The organism is Collimonas sp., assembly GCF_035566375.1.
Classification (GTDB): Bacteria; Pseudomonadota; Gammaproteobacteria; order Burkholderiales; family Burkholderiaceae_D; genus Collimonas.
The window spans coordinates 81699-97295 of the sequence record NZ_DATMRK010000051.1; the positions used below are offsets into that span (position 1 = coordinate 81699).

Annotated in this window: 14 protein-coding genes; 7 read left to right on the forward strand and 7 right to left on the reverse strand. The window is 57.8% G+C overall.

Features of this window, described 5'->3' with window-relative positions:
* Positions 1 to 7: 7 nt before the first annotated feature.
* The 5 genes from VNZ60_RS17050 to VNZ60_RS17070 are packed head-to-tail and all read right to left on the reverse strand — an operon-like array spanning position 8 to position 6312.
* Positions 8 to 1336 (reverse strand): ABC transporter substrate-binding protein, encoded by a 1329-nt coding sequence (locus VNZ60_RS17050; RefSeq protein WP_325661174.1) that lies wholly within the window; start codon positions 1334 to 1336, stop codon positions 8 to 10.
* Positions 1337 to 1361: 25 nt separating this feature from the next.
* Positions 1362 to 2438 (reverse strand): branched-chain amino acid ABC transporter permease, encoded by a 1077-nt coding sequence (locus VNZ60_RS17055; protein ID WP_325661176.1) that lies wholly within the window; start codon positions 2436 to 2438, stop codon positions 1362 to 1364.
* 47 nt (positions 2439 to 2485) lie between these two features.
* Positions 2486 to 3400 carry a branched-chain amino acid ABC transporter permease gene (locus VNZ60_RS17060; protein ID WP_325661178.1) on the reverse strand — a complete coding sequence of 305 codons (915 nt, stop codon included), beginning with the start codon at positions 3398 to 3400 and terminating at the stop codon, positions 2486 to 2488.
* 23 nt (positions 3401 to 3423) lie between these two features.
* The gene (locus tag VNZ60_RS17065) at positions 3424 to 4326 is read right to left on the reverse strand and encodes an ABC transporter ATP-binding protein (protein WP_325661180.1); all 903 of its coding nucleotides are present in this window, start codon (positions 4324 to 4326) and stop codon (positions 3424 to 3426) included.
* A gap of 18 nt (positions 4327 to 4344) precedes the next feature.
* Entirely contained in the window at positions 4345 to 6312 is a 1968-nt protein-coding gene (locus VNZ60_RS17070) for an AMP-dependent synthetase/ligase (RefSeq protein WP_325661182.1), read from the reverse strand.
* A gap of 262 nt (positions 6313 to 6574) precedes the next feature.
* Between VNZ60_RS17070 and VNZ60_RS17075 the strand changes: the two genes are divergently transcribed.
* The 6 genes from VNZ60_RS17075 (at position 6575) to VNZ60_RS17100 (ending at position 13307) form a co-directional block, all read left to right on the forward strand.
* Positions 6575 to 7231 carry a Crp/Fnr family transcriptional regulator gene (locus VNZ60_RS17075; protein ID WP_325661318.1) on the forward strand — a complete coding sequence of 219 codons (657 nt, stop codon included), beginning with the start codon at positions 6575 to 6577 and terminating at the stop codon, positions 7229 to 7231.
* Positions 7232 to 7242: 11 nt separating this feature from the next.
* Positions 7243 to 7737 (forward strand): DNA-deoxyinosine glycosylase, encoded by a 495-nt coding sequence (locus VNZ60_RS17080; protein ID WP_325661184.1) that lies wholly within the window; start codon positions 7243 to 7245, stop codon positions 7735 to 7737.
* A 138-nt stretch (positions 7738 to 7875) separates the two neighbouring features.
* Positions 7876 to 8712, forward strand: coding sequence for a spermine/spermidine synthase domain-containing protein (locus VNZ60_RS17085; RefSeq protein WP_325661186.1), 837 nt, complete (start codon positions 7876 to 7878; stop codon positions 8710 to 8712).
* Between the two features lie 53 nt (positions 8713 to 8765).
* On the forward strand, positions 8766 to 10547 hold the full coding sequence (gene tfpB, locus VNZ60_RS17090; protein WP_325661188.1) for a type IV pilus assembly ATPase TfpB: 1782 nt from the start codon (positions 8766 to 8768) through the stop codon (positions 10545 to 10547).
* Positions 10548 to 10892: 345 nt separating this feature from the next.
* Positions 10893 to 11999, forward strand: coding sequence for a substrate-binding domain-containing protein (locus tag VNZ60_RS17095; RefSeq protein WP_325661190.1), 1107 nt, complete (start codon positions 10893 to 10895; stop codon positions 11997 to 11999).
* 87 nt (positions 12000 to 12086) lie between these two features.
* Positions 12087 to 13307, forward strand: coding sequence for a 6-phosphofructokinase (locus tag VNZ60_RS17100; protein WP_325661192.1), 1221 nt, complete (start codon positions 12087 to 12089; stop codon positions 13305 to 13307).
* A gap of 22 nt (positions 13308 to 13329) precedes the next feature.
* Here the strand turns inward: VNZ60_RS17100 and VNZ60_RS17105 are convergent, their stop codons facing one another.
* Positions 13330 to 14355: a class I fructose-bisphosphate aldolase gene (locus VNZ60_RS17105; protein WP_325661194.1), complete on the reverse strand. Its 1026-nt coding sequence runs from the start codon at positions 14353 to 14355 to the stop codon at positions 13330 to 13332.
* Positions 14356 to 14585: 230 nt separating this feature from the next.
* Here VNZ60_RS17105 and VNZ60_RS17110 point away from each other — a divergent pair, with 230 nt between their 5' ends.
* The gene (locus VNZ60_RS17110) at positions 14586 to 14804 is read left to right on the forward strand and encodes a glycine zipper 2TM domain-containing protein (RefSeq protein ID WP_325661196.1); all 219 of its coding nucleotides are present in this window, start codon (positions 14586 to 14588) and stop codon (positions 14802 to 14804) included.
* A gap of 98 nt (positions 14805 to 14902) precedes the next feature.
* On the opposite strand, the gene VNZ60_RS17115 is transcribed toward VNZ60_RS17110, so the two are convergent.
* Positions 14903 to 15595, reverse strand: coding sequence for a Crp/Fnr family transcriptional regulator (locus tag VNZ60_RS17115; protein WP_325661198.1), 693 nt, complete (start codon positions 15593 to 15595; stop codon positions 14903 to 14905).
* Between the last annotated feature and the right edge of the window lie 2 nt (positions 15596 to 15597).

Consider the following 15597-nt stretch of genomic DNA (forward strand, 5'->3'; position numbering starts at 1 on the left):
GCCGGAATTACTTCATGCAAGCCGGAGTAATGCCCTTTTCCTTGGCGTACTTAGCGGCCGAAGCCTTGAACAAAGGATGGATCAGGTTCTTGTTGCCTTCGATCCAGTCGGATACCAACACCCACTTGCCGCCATCCCATTGCTGGATCTTGATCTTGCCGGAGCCTTCATGGTTGTCGCAGGAAGTCTTGATTTCAGGCAGCAGGCCGCTGGCACCCAGTTGCTGCAGGCGGGCGTTGGTGATGTTCAGGTTCTCCAATCCCCAGCGCACGTCTTCACCGCTCATCACCTTGCCTTTGCCGTACTTGGCTTGCGCGGTGCGGATCGCTTCCACCGTGGCCACTGCCGCCGAGACGCCACGGTTATAAAGTATCGAACCGATCTTGGCCTTGTCCTGCATATTGCCTTTGCCGGCGCCGTACACCACCTTCTCGATATCGGCAATCAGCGGCACGGCTTTGCCGGAAACATTCCAGGTCGCGCTCAGATACCCTTTGGCGGCGTCGCCGGCCGGGATGGTGTCTTCCTCAGAGCCAGCCCACCAGGAACCGATGATCTTGTCGCGTGCGAAGCCGACTTTTTGCGCCGCTTTCAAGGCCGTCTGGTTCATCACGCCCCAGCCCCAGAAGATGACGTAATCCGGATTCTCCTGGCGGATTTTCAGCCATTGCGCGCCCTGTTCGTTGCCGGGATGGGCGACCGGGATCTGTACCAGCTTGAACTTGCCCAGCGTCGCCTCGGCCTCCAGCGCCACGATCGGCTCCTTACCGTAGGCCGAATCGTGATACAGGAACACGATCTTCTTGCCGGCCAGCGAACCGCCGTTCTTACTTGCCAGGTATTTCACGATGGCCGACACCTGCATCTGGTAGGTAGTCACCAGCGGAAAGGCGTACGGGAAGACCGAACCGTCGACCGCATCGGTACGGCCGTAACCGACCATCAACAGCGGCACTTTGTCTTCCGCCGTCTTGTCGATCAGGGCATAGGCGATGCCGGTCGCCATGGCGTTGATGGCGGTGCCCTTGGTGACCGGGTTCTTGCCCTTCAGGCGTTCGTAACACTCGACGCCCTTGGCATTGTTGTATTCGGTTTCGCATTCTTCCCAGGACAGCTTGACACCGTTGACGCCGCCCTCCTTCAGGTTGACGTAGCTTAGGTAATCGATATAACCGCCGTAATAGGACTGGCCGTTGTTGCCGTAAGGGCCGACCCGGTAGCTGGGGATCGCAATGAATTGATCGCTAGGCTGCGCTTGCGCCATCGCCGGCAAGGCTGGCGCGAGCATGCAGGCTGCAGCTGCGACAGCAAGCATGATCCGTTTAATGTTTTTCATTATCTTGTCTCCTAGTGCGGGTTATTCAATGCGGGAACGGCCACAAGCGCAATTTTTCCTTGGTGATCTGCCACAGGCGCGCCAACCCGTGCGGCTCTACAATCAGGAAGAAAATGATCAGGCCGCCAAACAGCATCATCTGGATATGCGACACCGTGGCGTTGGTAAATGGCAGATGCAGCCAGGTCGCCAGAGGCGGCAACACGTTATCCAGGAAAATCGGCAGCAGCAGGATAAAGGCGGAACCGAGAAACGCGCCCAGGATGCTGCCGACGCCGCCGACGATAATCATGAACAGGATGCGGAACGATAGGTCCAGGGAAAAGCCGTCCGGCTCCACCGAGCCCAGATAACAGAAGGCGTACAGGGCGCCGGCGACACCGCAGAAAAAAGAACTGACGGCAAACGCCAGCAGCTTGGTCGGCATCAAGCGGATACCGATGACTTCCGCCGCCACATCCATATCGCGCACCGCCATCCAGGCCCGTCCGGTGGAGGAGCGCACGAGGTTTTTGGCCAGCAGCGCCATCACGCAGACAATCGCCAGCACGAACAGGTATTTCCTGACCGGGGTGTTGATGGCGAAGCCAAACAGATCTATTTTTTGTGCACTGATGACGCCGGAAGAGCTGTTGTTGGAAAACCAGGAAAACTTGGTCAACACCCAGACCACGAAAAATTGCGCGGCCAGCGTCGCCACCGCCAGGTAAAAACCCTTGATCCGCAATGACGGCAAGCCGAACACCACGCCGACCGCAGCCGCGCAACAGCCGGCCAGAATAAAGGATAGCAAGATGGGAATGCCATCCACCCGCAGCTGGAAATTGTAGGCAGCGTAGGCGCCCACCGCCATGAAAGCCGCCGAGCCCAGCGACAACTGACCGGCGTAACCGGTCAGTATGTTCAAGCCTAGCGCCGCCAGCGCAAATACCAGGAACGGAATCAGGATCGCGGAAAACCAGTATTCGCTGCCGATCATCGGGATACCGACAAAGGCGATGGCCAGCAAGATGGCCATGCCGATGCGATCCTGGCGGATCGGGAATATCTGACTATCCGCGATGTACGAGGTTTTAAACTGTCCGGCCTCACGATAAAGCATGGCATTTCTCCGTTTGAATTCTCAAGGCTCTATAAACACGCACAGCGTCACACCCGATCGATATGGCGCTCACCGAACAAGCCCTCCGGCCGCACCAATAAAAACAGCAATGCGAACACATACGGGAACCATCCTTCTATGCCGCCGAAATTACCGCCGAACATGTCTTGCATCACCGGCGGAATATAGATCTCAGCCAGTTTTTCCGATACGCCGATAATCAAGCCGCCGGCAATCGCCCCCGGAATCGAGGTAAAGCCGCCGAGGATCAATACCGGCAAGGCCTTCAAGGCGGTCATCGTCAAGGCAAACTGGACGCCGTTGCGCGAGCCCCACAGCAAGCCGGCAACCAGAGCCACAAATCCGGCCACGCCCCAGACGATGACCCAGATATGGCGTAGAGGAATCCCCAGCGAGAGCGCCGCCTGATGATCGTCGGCCACTGCCCGCAAGGCGCGGCCGACCTTGGTTTTCTGGAAAAACAGCGCCAGCAGCAAGACCAGCACTATCACCATGCCCGAGGCGAACAAATCGAATTTGGAAATGCCGATGCCAAAGCTATCCATGACCGATGCAATCGGCTCGTCGACGATGCCCAGGTTGATCGCCCGCACTTCACTGCCGAACAGCATCGGCCCCAATCCTTCCAGGAAAAAAGCCAGGCCGATGGTTGCCATGAATAGCGTGATCGGCGGCTGGTTGACCAGCTTGCGCAGCACCAGGCGTTCGGTCGCCACGGCGACCACCAGCATCACCGCGAAGGCGCCGATAATCGCCGCCCACATGGGCAGGCCTTTATCCATCAGGCCGACCACCGCCAGCGCCGCAAAATAAACCATCGCGCCCTGGGCAAAATTGAACACGCCGGACGCCTTGTAGATCAGCACGAAACCCAGCGCCACCAGCGAATACATCAGGCCCGAAAGCAAGCCGCTTAGCGCCACTTCAAAGAAGAATTGCATTTATCGCCTCCATTCAGTGAGAGCTAATGAGAGCTGCCTAGGTAAGCCTTGATGACTTCCGGATTGTTCATGACTTCATCGGGCGTGCCGTCGCCGATTTTCTTGCCGTAATCGAGCACCACCACCCGGTCCGATATATCCATCACCACGCCCATGTCATGCTCGATCAGCACGATGGTGCTGCCGAACTGGTCGTTGACATCCAGGATGAAGCGGCACATGTCCTGTTTTTCCTCGACATTCATGCCGGCCATAGGCTCGTCCAGCAGCAGCATGCTGGGCTCAGCGGCCAGCGCCCGCGCCAGCTCCACCCTTTTTTGCAAACCGTAAGGCAAGCGCCCGACCGGGGTTTTGCGGATGTGCTGGATTTCCAGGAAGTCGATCACCTCCTCGACCTTGCGCCGGTGCTGCATCTCTTCATTGCGGGCCCGCCCCCACCAGATGGCGTTGGCCAGGAAACCGGCGTGCATCTTGGTATTGCGGCCGGTCATGATATTGTCGAGCACCGTCATGCCCTTGAACAGGGCGATATTCTGGAAGGTGCGCGCGATCCCTTGCCGCGCCACTTTGCTCGGCTGCATGCTGTGGCGCGGTACGCCGTGAAATACGATGCTGCCCTGTTGCGGATGATAGACGCCGTTGATGACGTTGATCATCGAGCTTTTGCCGGCGCCGTTGGGGCCGATGATGGCGCGGATCTCATGTTCTTTCACATTGAACGAGATATCGGTAAGCGCCTTGACGCCGCCGAAGGAGAGCGAGATATTTTGCAGATCCAGCACCACTTCGCCGATGTTGCGTTCTCTACCGGTCGCCTGCGGCCGCGGATCGCGCAGCACTGAAGCTAGCGGCGCCGGCTCCAGCGGCAGGACTTCCGTCGAGACATCTCCCGCAGTTACATCTCCCGCCGTTACATCTCTTTTCATGATCGCGCTCATAGTGGCTCAGGCTGCTTTATCAATGTTGGCAAAAGTCTTGGCGTCGGCGATCTGCAAATCGGCAGCGATCATGCCTTGCCGACCGTCTTCGAACTTGACCTGGGTTTCTATGTACTGCGATTGCTTGCCGCCATACAGGGCGTCGATCAGTACGGCATATTTCTTAGCAATGAAATCGCGCCGCACCTTGCGGGTCCGCGTCAGCTCGTCGTCATCCGCATCCAGCTCCTTGTGCAAGACCAAAAAGCGGTGAATCTGCGACGCCGCCAGCAAAGGATCTTGCACCAGGTCGGCATTGACTTTTTCGACGCAGCCGGCGATCAGCGCATACACCGCCTGCTGCGCCGCGAGGTCGGTATAACTGCTGTAAGCCAGGTTGCGGCGCTCGGCCCAGTTGCCGACCGCATCCATATCGATATTGATGAAAGCGGTGCATTGCTGGCGCTGGTTGCCGAACACCACCGCCTCTTTAATGAAGGGAAAAAACTTCAGTTTGTTTTCGATGTACTTCGGCGCGAACAAGGTGCCGCCAGCCATCTTGCCGACATCCTTGGCGCGGTCGATGATTTTCAAATGGCCGTCGCCGTCGAAAAAACCGGCGTCGCCGGTATGAAAATAACCGTCGGCGTCGATCGCTTCGGCAGTTGCGTCTGGCCGCTTGAAATACGCTTTCATCAAACCCGGCGAACGCACCAGCACTTCGCCCTTGCTATCGATGTGCACCTCGACCCCCTTCATCGGCCGCCCCACCGTATCCAGCTTGACGTCGCCGGATGGCTGCATGCAGACGGTGACGCAGGTTTCGGTCATGCCGTACAACTGCTTCAGGTTGATTCCCAGCGAACGGTAGAAATCAAACAGGTCAGGGCCGATTGCTTCACCGCCGGTATAGGCGACACGGATACGCGACATGCCCAGCACATTCTTCAACGGGCCGTAGATCAGCAGATGGCCGAGCCCGTACAGCAGGCGATCGGCCAGCGCCACATCCGGCTTCTTATCGAGTATGCGGATGCCGACACGCCGGGCGACGCCCATGAAGACATGGAATAGCTTGCGCTTGATCCAGCCGGCGTCTTCAATCCTGATCATGACTTGCGTCAGGATATTTTCATAGATGCGCGGCGGTGCGAAATAGTAAGTCGGCCCGATCTCGCGCAAGTCCGTCATCACGGTATTCGGCGATTCCGGGCAATTCAGGCAGAAACCGGCAATATGTGCTTGCGCAAACGAATACAGGAAATCGCCGACCCAGGCCAGCGGCAGATAACACAGCAGATCGTCATGTTCGTTCAGCTGATCGAATTCGACCAGCGTCTGCGCAGTGGTGATCATTGCCGCGTGCGAATGGCAAACGCCTTTCGGTTTGCCGGTAGTGCCGGAGGTATACAAGATGATAGCGATATCGTCGGCCTGGCCGGCATCCACCGCGGCCATGAAAAATGCCGGATGCATCTGGTCGTAAGCGCGTCCCATCTCAGCCACTTCGGCAAACGATGTCAATTCCGGCTGATGATAATTGCGCAGGCCGCGTTCATCGTCGACGATGATGCGGCTTAGCCGTGACGGCGGCAGTGTCTGCTTGATTTCAAACACCTTGTCGACCTGCTCCTGGTCTTCGACCACCACGAAATCGATTTCCGCATCGTCCATGACAAAGGCCATATCAGCCGCAGGCGCATCCTGATACAGCGGCACTGGCATGCCGCCCAGACACTGGGCGGCCGACATCGCCCAATACAGCCGCGGGCAGTTATTGCCGACTATCGCCAGCCGCATGCCGCGCTGGAAGCCAAGCGCCGCCAGGCCGCAGGCAAAAGCTCTGACTTCGTCGGCAACCTGGGCCCAGCTGCTGGCCTGCCAGATGCCGAGATCTTTTTCCCGGAACGCCGGCCGCTGCGGGCGTAGCTGGGCATGCTTCAGGAGCAGGCTTGGAAATGTCTCCGCTCCTGGACGTCGTGTTGTCTCCACCATCGTCCCCACCTTTTTTATATGGGCCCATGAGATCGATTCGATATCGACGCCATGCGCCTTGTCAGTGTCTAGTCAGTCTGCACCGGCATGCTTACATTGCACTTACTTTAGTGTAGTACCCATGCCGGTTATTCGCTGCTTTATGCGATGATAGTAATGTCAGCCGAGAGATGCGGTTGTCATCTCGCAGACAATTGCCAATAAATTTTAAAACGCGATATTGCAACGCATCATAATGATCCAAGAGACGTCGATTAAAGACATGCTGGCTAAAACCATGTGGGCCCCTTCGCTCACCAGCGCACAGCTGACGCGCGTTGAAGCGGAGGTGTTCAGCCGCAAGATTGCCGCTGGCGCCTTTGTTTGCCACAAAGGCGATCCGGTCAGCCATTGGATAGGCGTGCACGAGGGGCTGCTGAAGATGAGCAGCGTCTCTCCCGAGGGCAAACCGGTATCGTTTGCCGGCATGGCGAACGGCGGCTGGCTGGGCGAAGGCTCGCTGCTCAAGAGCGAGCCGCGCAAATACGATGTGGTGGCGCTGCGCGACAGCGAACTGCTGTACATGCCGAAAGCTACTTATCTATGGCTGCTTGACAACAGCATTCAATTCAACCGTTTCCTGGTCACGCAACTGAATGAACGGCTGGCGCTGTTTATTTCGCTGGTGGAATATGATCGCATGCTGGAACCTGACGCCAGGGTTGCGCGTTGTCTGGCGGCACTGTTCAACCCCTATCTGAATCCAGGCATAGGCCGCGAACTGCAAATTTCCCAGGAAGAAGTCGGCAACCTGTCCGGCGCTTCGCGCCAGCGCGCCAACCAGGCGCTGCAAGTATTGGAAAAGGCCGGTCTGTTGAAGGTCGATTACGGCAGCATCACCATCCTTGACCTTGACGGCTTGCGCCAATTCCATTCCTAGGGCCAGCAACGATGACCCGCAAACGCAGCTTTCCGCCGGTGGTGGATCAACAGGTTCGCATCCTGATACTGGGCAGCCTGCCGGGCAATGTGTCCCTCGCCCACAGCCAGTATTACGCACATCCGCAAAACCGCTTTTGGAAATTGCTGGCGCAAGTGACCGCCGTCGACCTGCCGGCGCTGCCCTATCCAGAGCGGCTGCAGACGCTGCTGGCCAAACATATCGGTTTGTGGGATGTGGTGGCCGAAGCGCGGCGCGATGGCAGCCTCGACAGCAATATCCGCGACCATGTCCATAACGACCTGCCCAGCCTGGCCGCCAGCCTGCCGCAACTGACCGCCATCGCCTTCAACGGCGGCACCGCCGCCAGGTTGGGGCTGAAGGCGCTGGGCCAGCAGGCTGAGCGTTATCGCATCATCCAGCTGCCGTCCAGCAGCCCGGCCTATACCCGGCCGTATGCCGAAAAGCTGGCCGCCTGGCTGGCGCTGCAGGATTGCCTGGCTTGAGATTGCCGGCCGCGGCTTAAATTACGTAATGAATAAAGCAAGGAATTAGGCAAGATTTGCCATAGTTCCTGCTGCGGCGCGGTATCATTGCCCTACATTTTTATTCGACGCCCGCTATTTCACCCCCTATTTCGCCTCATGCTGATCAAACGCAAATCCATAGAAGCCGACGCCAACCGTAAGGCCGGCCCCGGAAAACGTTCCGAAGTTGCAAAAAAAGACACGCCAAAACCCGCTCGCAAACCTAAATTTGCTCCCGTCACGCTGTCCGAACAAGACGGTGTGCGTTACCTGCATTTCGGCACCGAGTGGGTGCAAGGCGCCATGCGGATTCGCAAGCCGGATTGGCCGGAACTCGAATATGCGCAGCAAATGATGGCCTGGATGCTATTTAACCAGCAACCGCAACACATCGTGCAATTGGGCCTGGGCACCGCCGCGCTGACCAAATTCAGTTATCGCCAGTTCCCCGCCGCACGTGTTACGGCGATTGAACTGAATCCCTCCGTGCTGACAATCTGCGCCTCCATGTTCAAGCTACCGGCCGATGACGAACGGCTCTCGGTGCTGGAGATGGACGCCATGGATTTCGTGCTGGATCCGCTCAACCACGGCAGCATCGATGCCTTGCAGGTCGATCTGTACGACGCTACCGCACGCGGCCCGGTGCTCGACACTCCCGAGTTTTACAGCGCTTGCGCGGCTTGCCTGACAGATGATGGCGTCATGACCGTCAACCTGTTCGGCGACCACCCCAGTTATGCCAAGAACCTGAAGGCCATGAAATTTGCCTTCGACGACGTCTGGTGTCTGCCGGAAGTCCACGAAGGCAATGTCATCGCCATCGCTTTCAAAAAAGCCCCGCCAGCCGATTTTGGCGCCCTATATGAACGCGCCGCCGAAATTACCGCGGCCACCAAGCTGCCGGCCAAATCCTGGGTCAACGGCTTGAAGGCCTGGCATTCGCCGCATTAAGAAGTTAGGCTGGACCAACCAACGCTGCTCAACTAATCGATACTCCTATCGCAATGAACAACGCATCGCCAAAAACACTAGACCTGCAGCAAATCTTCACCTGGTTGCTGAACGATGGCACGGTCGACAAGAATGAGGTCAAAGCCTTCTACACCCAGGCGCAGGGGATTTTCCGCAACGCCCCGATTGCGATCCATCCGCTTAACGCCGTAGCCCAGTGCAAGCGCCAGTCGGCGTTGCCGCCGCATCGCGTCATCACTCTGGAGTGGCTTACCGAATGGCTGGCGCGCCAGGTGCAAATGCCGTTCTACCGGATCGATCCGCTCAAGATTGATTTCGCCAAAGTGGCCGACGTCATGTCCGCCAGTTACGCCACCCGTTTCAATATCCTGCCGGTCGAACTGAGCCTGACCGATCTGGTAATCGCCACCGCCGAGCCGTTCCGCACCGAATGGCAGGCGGAAATCGCCAAGATCACGCGCCGCAATATCCGCCTGGTGATTGCCAATCCGCTCGATATCACGCAATACATCACGCAGTTTTTCACGCTGGCGAAATCGATCAAGAGTGCGCATAAATCAGGCGGCCAGGAACTGGCGCTGCGCAACAACTTCGAGCAACTGGTCGAGCTGGGCAAATCCAACAAGCAAGTCGACGCCAACGACCAGCACATCGTCAATATCGTCGACTGGTTGTGGCAATACGCGTTTGAACAACGCGCCTCCGACATCCACATGGAACCGAAGCGCGATTTCAGCGCCATCCGTTTTCGGATCGACGGCGTCTTGCACCAGGTCTACCAGGTGCCGGCGGTGGTCATGATTGCCATGACCGCGCGCATCAAATTGCTGGGGCGGATGGACGTCATCGAAAAGCGCCGGCCGCAAGATGGCCGGATCAAGACCCGCACCGCCGGCGGCCAGGAGATTGAACTGCGTTTGTCGACCTTGCCGACTGCCTTCGGCGAAAAACTGGTGATGCGGATTTTCGATCCGGACGTGGTGGTGAAAACCTTGCCGGAACTCGGTTTCCCGAGCGACGACGCCTTGCGTTGGGATGCGCTGACCAAACGCCCGCACGGCATTATCCTGGTCACCGGCCCCACCGGCTCCGGTAAAACCACGACGCTGTACACCACCCTCAAGGCGCTGGCCACTTCCGAAGTCAACGTCTGTTCGGTGGAAGATCCGATCGAAATGGTGGAGCCGTCCTTCAACCAGATGCAGGTCAATCATGGCATCGACCTCACCTTCGCCGACGGTGTGCGGGCTTTGATGCGGCAGGATCCTGACATCATCATGGTGGGCGAAATCCGCGATCTGGAAACCGCGGAAATGGCAATCCAGGCGGCGCTCACCGGCCATCTGGTGCTATCCACCTTGCACACTAACGACGCGCCGTCGGCAGTGATGCGCTTGCTGGAACTGGGCGTACCCTACTATCTGCTGGAAACCACCTTGATCGGCATCATGGCGCAACGCCTGGTGCGTACCCTCTGCACCCATTGCAAAAGCGCCGACGGCCAGGTCGCCGACGACGTCTGGGCCACGCTGGTGGAAAACTGGAAGCTGCCCAAGCCGGCCAGCGTCTATCATCCGGTCGGCTGCCCGGAATGCCGCCAGACCGGCTACCGCGGACGCACCGGCCTGTATGAATTGCTGACCGTCAGCCAACCGTTCTCGAAACTGATCCAGACCGAAACCGACATCCATGCGCTGAAGCAGCAAAGCATCAGCGACGGCATGAAACCTTTGCGCCTGGCTGGTGCGCTGAAGGTGCTGGAAGGCGTCACCACCGTGGAAGAAGTCCTGAAGGTCACCTCGGCGCTGACCTGAAGCGGCAATCTGCCGCTACCGAAACACGCCATAAAGGGCTAGCCGTCTGCGCGACGGCTAGCCCTTTTGTCCATTTGTCATCGCTCCGATATAAAAACAGCTCGCTTGTTTATTTTAGAATTGATTTCCAATAGACAATTATTTAACCTTTGCGTAAGCTTAGGCACGCTGTTGCCGACGCCGTTTTCCATGCTTGCTCATTTGCTTGAAAGCGGCGTCAGTACTGGCTCAGGGAGAGGCATGTATTTTGCAATACAGGGAGTAGTGAGCAGCGATTAGTTTGCAATAAAAAAAACAGGCGGGAAATCCGCTCCGACCATAAGCAGTCAAATCCGGATAAAAATAATGAAATTGACACATTTTAATTTCGTAACGGTAGCACTTGTCTTCGGCCTCATCAGTTCCACATTCGCGCAGGAAGATCCAACCTTGTTCCTGAACCGCGCCAACGCCAAAATCGCCAAAGCGATGGCTTTTAAAACCACTTGGGACGGCCCCACCAGCGGCCCGAAAATCGCAGCACAAAAAAAATCGATTGTACTGATCGCCTCAAGCCTCAAGAACAATAGTGTCTTGCGCGTCGCCAATGGCGTGAAAGAGGCAGCGGCGGTCGCGGGCTGGGATGTGTTTGTGATCGATTGCTGGGGCGTCAACAGCAAACATGCGGAAGCCTTCAGCAGAGCGCTGGCGCTGAATCCGAACGGCATCGTGCTGGCCGGGATCGACGCCAACGAACAACCCAAGGAAATGCATGCCGCCAACAGCCAAAATGTACCTGTGGTCGGCTGGCATGCTTCCACCAGGATCGGCCCTAGCGATGGCTTGTTTACCAATGTCACTGCCGATCCTAAAGAAGAAGCCCTGATCGCGACCCTGTTAAGCGTCGTCGACTCCAACGGCAAGGCCGGGGTGGTGGTCCTGACCGATCCGAACAGCCTGTACGCGCAATCGAAATCGAATGAAATCGTCGCCGTCGTCAAACAATGCCGGACTTGCAGCCTGCTCAGTGTGGAGGCATTGCCCGCCACTACTGCCGCCGACAAGATGCCCGCCCTGCTGACTTCACTGGCGCAGCGTTTCGGTAAGAAATGGACGCACATAATCGGCGTCAACGACAACTACCTTGATCTGCTGGCAACGCCAGCCTCGACGGCGATTATCGCCAGCAACAAAGTGCAGGCGCTGTCTGCAGGCGAAGGCTCTGAAACGGCCTATCAACGCATCCGCAGCAAGACTGCCCAGCTCGCCACCGTACCGGAACCGTTCAGCCAGCAAGGCTGGCAAATCATCGACGAACTGAACCGCTCGTTTGCCGGCGAAAAAGCCAGCGCCTACGCCACTCCGGTGTATCTGCTCACCGAGCAGAACATTGCCTTTCACGGCGGCCAGCAAAACACCTTTGAACCGAATAACGGCTACCGTAGCGAGTATAAGAAAATCTGGGGGAAATAACGCCCGTGGCCGCGAGGCTGTGCTGGCGCGATGAGCGTAGAATCGGCAAAGGATAGCTCCGTTCAACGATAGCTCAAGGGGAAGCAAATGCATTCCAGAAAAATCCTTATCGCGCAAGGCGGCGGCCCTACCGCCGTCATCAATCAATCCCTGGTGGGAGTGGTCCTGGCGGCGCGCGGCGTACGCGATGTCGACCTGGTTTATGGTGCACGGAACGGCGTGCGCGGCATAGTCAATGAAGATTTCCTCGATCTAAGCCAGGAGACCAGCCACAACCTGGAGCTGGTGGCAAACACCCCGTCTTCCGCACTGGGATCGACACGCGACAAACCTGACCTCAAATATTGCCAGGAAATCATCCAGGTGCTGCAAGCGCACCAGATCAATCATTTCTTTTACATCGGCGGCAACGATTCGTCCGACACCCTGCGCATCCTCAGTCTTGAAGCAGAAAAACTGGCCTTCCCGCTACGCTGCATCCATATCCCTAAAACCATAGACAACGATCTGGTCAGCAACGATCACACGCCGGGCTTTCCATCGGCTGCGCGTTTCGTGGCGCAGGCGTTTGCCGGCGCCAGCCTGGATAACGCCGCCCTGCCCGGTGTGTATGTCGGCGTGGTGATGGGCCGGCACGCCGGTTTTTTGACGGCGGCAGCGGCGCTAGGCAGGAAATTTGCCGACGACGGCCCGCATTTGATTTATCTGCCTGAGCGCATCTTTGTGCTGGAAAAATTCCTGGCCGATGTGAAACTGGCTTATGAACGCTTCGGCCGTTGCGTGATTGCGGTCTCTGAAGGCATACACGATGCATCGGGCACGCCTATCGCCAGCCTGCTGGCGAAGACGGTGGAGCGCGACGCTCACGGCAATGTGCAACTGTCGGGCAACGGCGCCCTGGCCGACTTGCTGTGCGAAGAGATCAAGTCGAAATTGAACATCAAGCGCGTGCGCGGCGATACCTTTGGTTATCTGCAGCGTTCGTTCATGGGTTGCGTCTCGGATGTGGACCAGCGAGAAGCGCGTGAAGTCGGCGAAAAAGCGCTGCAGTTTGCCGTCCACGATGACCGTAACGGTACGGTGGCGATCAAGCGCAACGGAAATTATTCGGTCAACTATGAATTGCTGGCGCTGGATGTGGTGGCAGGCAAAACCCGCGTCATGGAAGATGAGTTGATCGCCGCCAGCGGCACCGATGTCACCGATGCTTTCCGGCTCTATCTGCAACCGCTGCTGGGATCGGGCATGCCGGACGGCTTCCGGTTACGCTCTCCTGCGGTGGCCAGGATACGCAGCAGTTCCGGCTAAAAGACGGCCTCCCGCAGTCTCCTCAGAGCGGCGTAGCTTCCATGGCGCTGTCGTACTTGCCGGCGCGCGCCAAGCCGTTCAAATGGCAGCGCCGAAAGAAAGTTTTTTGCGCTTCGGCGACATTCTGCTCCAGCCCCTTCCAGGCCGTCAGCACCGGCGCCTGCAGCGCCCGGCCGTAAGAAAAACTCACTTGCCAGGGATGCGGGCCGAGCTGGTTCATGGCATTCAAATGGGCAGTCGCATCTTGCGCGCTTTGGCCGCCAGACAGAAACACTATGCCCGGCACCGCCGCCGGCACATAGCGCACCAGGCAACGCACGGTGGCTGCAGCAACTTGATACAGATCGACTTGCTGCGTGCACTTCATGCCGGCAATCACCATATTCGGCTTGAGCAGCATGCCCTCGAATACGACACGCTGCGCATCAAGTTCGGCAAACACGATTTCCAACACTTGCGAGGTCACCGCCTCGCACCGTTCCAGGCTATGGGAACCGTCCATCAGTACTTCCGGTTCGACGATCGGCACGATACCGGCTTCCTGGCACAACGCGGCGTAACGCGCCAAAGCGTGGGCGTTGGCTCGGATGCCGTAGGCGCTTGGAATGCCGTGTTCGTCAATCTCGATCACGCCGCGCCACTTGGCGAACCTGGCCCCCAGTTGCCGATACTCCAGCAGGCGTTCGCGCAAACCATCCAGCCCCTCGGTGATTTTCTCGCCCGCATGCAAGGCCAGCGGCTTGGCGCCGCCGTCTACCTTGACGCCGGGGATGATGCCGCGGCGCGCCAGCAGCTCCGCAAACGGCGTACCGTCGGCACTGCTCTGACGCAGCGTTTCGTCGTACAGGATGACACCGCCCAGATAAGCTTCGACGCCCTCGGTAGTAAACAGGATTTCGCGATAGCGGCGGCGGTTTTCTTCGCTGCATTCCAGTTTGATGGCATCAAACCGTTTCTTGATGGTCGGCCCGCTTTCGTCCGCCGCCAATATGCCTTTCGGTTCTGCAACGATAGCGTTTGCCACCGCGCTTAGTTGGTCGAGGTTCATTGCTGGTTACTCCCAGTGATGACTGTAAACTGCGGAAAACCTTCCAAAACACACTTCCCCGCGTTGTAACTACTGTATGCCAAGATTACTCTGAATACAAAAGGATGGCCTGAATTCCGCCAGCAGGCTTAGGTGCGCTACCGTACCGACTACACGCCGTTTTGCGGCTATTTTCAAAGCCATAGTATAGGTATTTTCCTATAACTTGACATTTGATAAAGAGGTGTTCCATGAAAACGATGCAAAAGATTTCAGCCGGCGCGATGACTCTGCTGATGGTTCTTAGCTTGAGTGCATGCGACGGCATGTCGCGCCGTGGCCAGGACACTGCAATCGGCGCCGGTATAGGTGCGGTCGGTGGTGCTGTGTTGACCAACGGTAGCGCCGTTGGCACGGTCGGTGGCGCCGCAGTTGGCGGTCTCATCGGTAACCAGGCTGGGAAGCGCTAAGTAGCCAGTAGTACGGCAGAGCCGACAAGCTTGCTTGCGACAGGTTTGGCGGCGTCTTGCTGAAAAAAAACAGCGGCCCGCTCCATGGGCCTCGACAATCAGCACAACAGTGCTGCATAAGCCTGCTGCTCGACGGCGTAACAACCGCATGCAGCGGCTTCCAGTCCGGCTCTATTCAACACCTTGAGATTGCCGCGTCGATATTCTATAAGCCCTTTACGTTGCAAGGCGCTGGCGGCGGCGGTGACGCCTTCACGGCGCACGCCGAGCATGGCGGCCAGGAATTCGTGGGTTACACGGAAGCTGTCGGAATGTGCACGATCCTGGCTCATCAACAGCCAACGCGCCAAGCGTGGACCGATCAGATGAAAGCGCAGGCAGGCGGCCGAAGTTGTCATCTGCGCCATGCGTACATACAGATAATGGTGCAGGCCGCGCTGTAAAGCCGGGCTCGTCGCCAATTCGCTGCGAAAAGCATTGACACCTATGCGCCGTACCGCGCCAGGGCTTTGCACCACGGCATGCACCGAGGCCGTGACCATACCTAGCGCCATCTGCCCGCCCAGCATGCCTTCCCGCCCCACCATGCCAACCTCGACACCGGGACTGCCATCAATCAAAGCCATCAACGAAATCGATGCTTCGATGGGGAAATAGACGTGACGGATAGCCAGGCCAGGCTCGCACAGTATTTCGGACAACTCCAGTTCAATCTGCTCGCTGACAGCCAGCAGACGCAAGCGATCCTTGCGAGGAAGCAGCTCGATCAAATGGTTCTCGACGGTGCCCAAAC